This window comes from Arthrobacter sp. H5 (genome assembly GCF_000520595.1).
Classification (GTDB): domain Bacteria; phylum Actinomycetota; class Actinomycetes; order Actinomycetales; family Micrococcaceae; genus Arthrobacter_D.
In genome coordinates this window covers 1-6,121 of sequence record NZ_KI915039.1, presented here as the reverse complement: position 1 = coordinate 6,121, position 6,121 = coordinate 1, and the positions used below count along the sequence as shown (strand labels likewise).

At 63.3% G+C, this 6,121-nt stretch carries 6 protein-coding genes; 2 read left to right on the top strand and 4 right to left on the bottom strand.

Annotated elements, in window-relative coordinates:
• From Y708_RS30130 to Y708_RS0121280, 4 genes are all read right to left on the bottom strand, one after another.
• Nucleotides 1-698: AAA family ATPase (locus Y708_RS30130; protein ID WP_035777200.1), on the bottom strand; the 698-nt coding region annotated here is incomplete at its 3' end.
• A gap of 4 nt (nt 699-702) precedes the next feature.
• Nucleotides 703-3,336, bottom strand: coding sequence for a helix-turn-helix transcriptional regulator (locus Y708_RS0121290; RefSeq protein WP_028281471.1), 2,634 nt, complete (start codon nt 3,334-3,336; stop codon nt 703-705).
• Nucleotides 3,337-3,780: 444 nt separating this feature from the next.
• Nucleotides 3,781-4,368, bottom strand: coding sequence for an aminoacyl-tRNA hydrolase (gene pth, locus Y708_RS0121285; RefSeq protein ID WP_028281470.1), 588 nt, complete (start codon nt 4,366-4,368; stop codon nt 3,781-3,783).
• 12 nt (nt 4,369-4,380) lie between these two features.
• Nucleotides 4,381-5,001, bottom strand: coding sequence for a 50S ribosomal protein L25/general stress protein Ctc (locus Y708_RS0121280; protein WP_028281469.1), 621 nt, complete (start codon nt 4,999-5,001; stop codon nt 4,381-4,383).
• Between the two features lie 299 nt (nt 5,002-5,300).
• On the opposite strand from Y708_RS0121280, the gene Y708_RS27805 reads away from it, so the two are divergent.
• Nucleotides 5,301-5,681, top strand: coding sequence for a hypothetical protein (locus tag Y708_RS27805; protein ID WP_155853983.1), 381 nt, complete (start codon nt 5,301-5,303; stop codon nt 5,679-5,681).
• Nucleotides 5,663-6,121 (top strand): integrase catalytic domain-containing protein (locus tag Y708_RS27050; RefSeq protein WP_155853982.1); only part of this gene is annotated, 459 nt, incomplete at its 3' end. The genes Y708_RS27805 and Y708_RS27050, both read left to right, overlap by 19 nt.

Sequence of the window (6,121 nt, the reverse complement as noted above, 5' to 3'; positions counted from 1 at the left end):
AGCCGCCAGATCCCGTTGCGCGCCTGGAGGTAGCCCGAGCGCTGCCCCTGGCGCAGCAGCGCCAGCAGGAACATCGGGTTGCCTCCGGATGTCCGGCTCAGCGAGACGCTGACACTGGTCAGTACTTCGCCTCCCAGCTCCGTGACACACAGCTCATGGACCTCCTGCGGGTTCAGCGGTCCAAGGTCATAGCGGTGCAGCAGCCCGTCTTGCCAGAGTGATGCGAACTCGGTGGGCGGACCGGGGATTGACCGTGACAGGGCAAGGATTTTGGCCCGCCGGCTTGCTACGAGTTGCGCCAGCAGCACGCTGGTGCTGTCGTCCAGCTCGTGTGAATCATCCACCAGGAACAGTGGCAGCGAGGATGAGTCCGTGCGACGCGTTTCCAGGTGCGCCATGATGCTGCGGTACACGGCAACGGAGGAACCCACATCGGTGATGGAGAGGGATTTCAGGTAGGGGGCCAGGGCGCCAAACGGCACCCGGTGCAGCGAGGGGCTCGCAGTAATCGGCAGGACGGCAACTGTGCCATCGAGCGCGTCGGCAACGCTGCGGGCGAGGGCGGTCTTTCCCACTCCTGCTTCGCCGACAAGCATCGCACCCAGGTAGTGGGACCCGGTGATCGATGACAGGATCTCCGTTATCAGGTGTCCGCGGCCTACTAGTTCATGTGTCCCCTCGGAATGTTCAGCCACCATCCGACTACTCAAGTAGCAGTGCGAGTTGGCTGCGGGATGACACTCCAAGCTTTGAGAAGATGCGGTAGACGTGTCCTTCGACGGTGCGGACGGACACAAACATCACGTCCGCAATCTCGCGGTTGCTCCTGGACTGTGACACCAATACGGCTATGCTGCGTTCCCGCTCCGTGAGCAGGTCCAAGGCGTTCCGGCGGCCGGCTACACCTGGGGCTCCGACGTCGCGGAGCACTTTTTCGGCGGCGGAGACGGTGGCGTGATCACCGGTGGACTGGGCGATCTGCACGGCCTCCCGGGCGGCGTCGCTGGCCAGACGGTAGTTTCCGATGTCCGCTGACCGCTGCGCCGCGAGCAGCACCTGATGGACGTCGCGGGATGCAATGCCCTTCCCGTAGAGAGCGCATACCTCGGCGAGCGGGCCCTGCATGGACCGGGCGGAGGACGCAAGCCTGTCCGCCGCGGACACCATGCCGTGTTGAACGGCCTGGCAGAGGAACATCAGTTCGTGTCCCGGATTGCCCAATAGCCGGTCCTCGTCAGCGAGGTCAAGCATGTGCTGGGCAACCTCCAGCGGCGGGAGAATTGCCGTTGAGGCCAGTACGGCGAAATAGCGGATGGAGCGTTGTTCGAGCCAGCCGAGCCGCGTGGTCTCCCGCTCCAGTGCGGCCAGATGTTGCTGGGAAGCCTGCACTTCGCCCACCAGGGCGTAAGCGTAGGCGGTGGCTGCTTCGGCCATGCCCAGGAGTTGATGGCGGTCGCTGACGTGAAGTTGACTGAGCGCGGGCAGCAGTTTGTCCAACGCTTCGGTTCCGCGTCCCGCGTAGGCGAGCAGGCAGCCCTCCGCAAATTCGGAGGCGGACCCGTCATAGATGGTGTCCGTTCCCCGCGTCCCCGGTCCTTCGAGCATGATGAGGCATTCGTCCCATTGTCCGGACAGGACCAGGACCTTGAACAGTTGGGTCTGCGCAGCTTCGAGTGCAAGCAGATCGCTGCTGCTCTCCATGACACGGGACACCACCGCTGTGCACAGCCGGACGGCGTCTTCCTGCCGTCCGGTCACGGCCATCGCCTCCGCGAGCCAGCCGCACACCTCATGCCGGGACGGCCTGTGGTCGTTACGGCACTCTGCCGAAAGCTCAGCGTAGTCCTCCATGATGTCTGCGTAGCGTCCCTCGTGGACTGCAAGCTCCACGGCAAACGATTCCACTGTGTCCACCAGGTCTTCAACGGATCCGGCCGATGCCTCCAGGAGCAGTCCGCCGCGGAGTTGAGCGAGCCGCGGGGCCGCCTCTGCGTACCTGGTGTGGCTTTGAACCATGAGCCTGCACTGGAGGATCCCCATGCTGACCCACTCGGACGTTTGGATTGCGTGTCCTGCAGAGGTGAAATCATCAAGCACTTGAAGGGCACCGTCAACGTCGCCGTAGATCCCCAGGGCACGGGCCTCTTCAATCACAGCCGGCGCCAGGCGCCGGTAGCCCGGGATTGAACGCACAAACCGGAGCGCCGCTGCGGGCTGGAAGTGACGGTTGGCCAGCTGGCCGGCTTCGATCAGGCTGTCCGCGTCGATGTCCGCGCCGCAGTCCAGACACCACGCCGCGTAGGTCATCCTGCTGATGGGGGGCATGTCCCAGTTGTGTGACTCAGCTGCCAGTGCCCGCAGCAGCTCCCGGCTTTTCCCGAGCGGCACCTGTGCGCGGATAACCTCGCCCACAAGCCTGTTCGCAATACGTACCAGGGGACGGTCCCCTAGTTCCAATTCCAGGAATTTACTCCGCTGCAGCTCGTCAACGGGCCCCGACTGCACAAAGCGCAGCAGCAGCTCAAGGGGAATCACGCCCACCACTGAGACAAGCTCCACCACTTCGCGCTGATCCGCGGGCAGCCTGCGGATCCTCACCGTGATCCAGTCGGCAACGGAGCGCCTTGTCTTGCGTGCGTCCTGCGCATTTGCCACCCAGACGCCATCCCGCTCCAGCATCTCCCCGGAATCGATCTGCTCACGGGTCAGTGCCTGCAGGAACAGCGGGTTTCCACCGCTCGTTTGCCACATGCTCACGGCGGCTGCCCGGGACACCGGTGCGTCGAGTGCAGCGGCGAGAAGGGTTGTGGTGTGCGCCAGCCCCAGCGGTGCCAGGTCAATGCGCTGAAGCACCTCGTCTTTCCACAGGTCATAGAATTCCTCGGGTGCACCGTCGATGCTCTGACACACGGCCAGCAGCTTGACCGCGGACACCCGGACCAGATGGGAAATGGCCATGCAGGATGACGGGTCGAGGTCCTCCACGTTGTCAGCCAGGATCAGCGTCTGACGACCGTCCGGGCGTTGTTCGTAGAGCTCCTGCAGGCCGCGCAGGAGCATCAGTGGATTGTCCACAATGGCGTCATCGAGATCGCTGAGTACAAAGCTGAGTGCGCCGTAGGGAATCTTGGCGGTGATCGAGGAACCGCGTACATAGACAAGGTCAAACTCGTCACCGAGCTGCCGGGCAATGCGCTGTGCGAGGGCGGTTTTCCCCACCCCTGACTGGCCGGTGAGGATTGCGCCGTGGCCTTCACTGTCCAGAAGCGCGCGGCGCACATCGCGCAGCTCACTGTCCCGCCCTACCAGCGGCCATTCCCCATGGACGTTCAGCATGTGCAGCCGCCGTCCACTCCGGAAAAGCGGCCGGCCGGCCGTTCACCATCTCCCTCAAGTGGCGACAGTTTTCTGCCAGCACCGGGTACAACACAAAGTTTCATCGAGTCCGCCCCAACACGTCTTGCGCTGGCCTTAGAATACGCCAGAATGTGACTTATCGCACCAATTATTCGTCATCGATTAGGACGACGGCGGACGCGGGCAGCGGTGGCAGGCTGAGAGTGGGTGCCAAGGGGGCAAAGCGCACAAAAAAGGGACCGACGCTGGGATGGGGGTGGCCCAGTCTCAGAGGCCGCCCAACGTCGGCCCCCGCTCTTGGGGCCTGTAGGCCGATGCAATCATACGCACGAATGAGTCTCCGTGACCAATCCGTTATGTGCACCTGTTTTGTCTACCGGGCGGGGTGGTTTTCTCCCGCGGTGGACACGTTCTATTTTATCGCTAACCAGCGCTGGAATGAAACTTTTGCTGGGCACTGACCAGACCCTGGAGGATAAGTTCTTCAACGGCGTCGGCAGCCTCCTCCAGCAGGATGGGAAGGTCCTTTTTTTCGGCCGCGCTGAAGTCGCGGAGAACGTGATCGGCGGCGTCCTGGCGTCCCGGCGGGCGGCCCACACCCACGCGGACGCGCAGGTAGTCCCGCGTCCCGATTGCCTTGCTGATGTCCCGCAGCCCGTTGTGGCCGCCTTCGCCGCCGCCGGTCTTCAGCTTGATGGCGTTGAAGGGAATGTCGATCTCATCGTGGACGGCCGCCACATGGTCGGCGGCGATGTCATAGAACCGGCAGAGTGCGGAGACCGGTCCGCCGGTGAGGTTCATGTAGGTCAGGGGTTTGGCCAGCACCACCCGCGGCCCGCCGATGCCCAGCCGGCCTTCGAGGACGGCTGCGTGCGACTTGTGGGATTTGAAGCTGCCGCCCATCCGGGCTGCGAGGACGCTGAGCACCATCTGACCCACGTTGTGCCTGTTACCGGCGTAGCCGGGCCCGGGGTTTCCGAGCCCGGCTACCAGCCAGGTGTTATCTGCCATTGAGAGCCGCAGTTAGCTGTTGGAGTCTTCGGCGTCGCCGGCGGTCTCGCCAGCGGTTTCGGTGCCTTCGGTCTCTTCATCCTCGCCGAGGTCCTGCACGGTTGGTGAGGTGATGTTGATGATCAGGGTGTCATCCTCGATCAGCAGCACGGTGCCCTTGGGCAGCGCGATGTCCTTGGCGTAGACGTGCTCGCCTACGGTGTGGCCTTCGATGTTCACGGTGAGGTACTCGGGGATGTGGGTTGCCTCGGACTCAACGGAAACGTTGGGGTGCTCAAGGTTCATCACGGCGCCGGGCGCAAGTTCGCCTTCAATGTGGATGTAGACGTCCACGATGACCTTTTCGCCGCTACGCACGGTGAGGAGGTCAATGTGCTCAACGATCTGCTTGATCGGGTTGCGCTGGATGTCCTTGGCGAGTGCCAGGTGGGTTTCGCCTTCCACGTCGATGGTGAGCAGTGCGTTGGACTGGCGCAGCGCAAGCGTGGTGGCTTTTGCGGGAAGCAGGATGTGGATGGGATCTGCGCCGTGGCCGTAGATGACCGCGGGGATCTTTTCGGCGCGGCGGGCCTGGCGGGCTGCGCCCTTGCCGTAATCGGTGCGCAGTTCTGCGCCAAGTTTCTGCTCGGACATGATTTCTCCTTGTGGACTGTCGGAAGTCGAAAGCTCAGGAGAGGGAGTCAGTGCTCCAGCAACAGGTCGCCGGTTCTACCGGGAAATGTGACCAGCCACCGTCGATAACGGAGTCCGCCGGAATGAATCCGGGGGCGCTCCCTCGCCTAGGCATCGCATGCAATGTTACAGCATAGGCGCGCTGCTGGCGTCGGGGCGACAAGACTCATCTATAGTGCTCGCGAAATGGGGTGCATGCCTCATTTGAGAAACGCTCGCGAAATCACGGCCTGTCACGGGCACGGCAGCGACGATGAGGAATGGGTCACGGGTTATCGATGGGTGCGCGTCGGGAAATCACGAAGAAGGCCGCTGTGGAGTACGCGAAGGCTGCCAAGAAGGAGAAGGGGAGGATTCTTGATGAGCTGACCGGTGTGACCGGCTGGTCCCGGGCTAATGCACGCCGTGCGCTGGCGAACGCCCGGAAACGCAAGGGACCGGCGAAGGCCGTGGCGCGCAGGCCACGGCCGCGTACCTACGGCTATGACACGCTTAGGGTGTTGATCCAGGTGTGGCGGCTGGCCGGGATGCCGTCGGGTAAGTATCTTGCCGCGACCATGGGCTGTGGCTGCCCAGGCTTGAGGCTCACGGGGAGCTTGACCCGAAACGGTTTACTCCGCTGGTGCGGGCGCAGCTGCTGAAGATCTCCGGTGCCACGATTGACCGGTTACTCAAGCCCACCAGGGACGCAGCGAAGCCCAGTGGTTTGTCGGCGACCAAGGCCGGGCCGTTGCTGCGTAACTCGATCACGGTCCGTAAGGCCGGCGATGAACACGAACAGGCTCCCGGCTTCATCGAGGCGGACATGGTCGTCCACTGCGGACCCACCCTGGCCGGGGAATTCGCCAGAACCCTGACGGCCACGGACGTGTTCACCGGGTGGACCGAGAACGTCGCGGTCCGTAACGGCGCCCACAAATGGGTGCTGGGGGCGATGGATGATGTTGTTGCGCGGTTGCCGTTCCCCATGGTCGGACTGGATACGGACAATGGTGGAGAGTTCATCAACCACGCCCTGATCAAGTGGGCCGATGATAAGGACCTCTACTTCACCCGTGCCCGTCCGTACAAGTCCAACGAC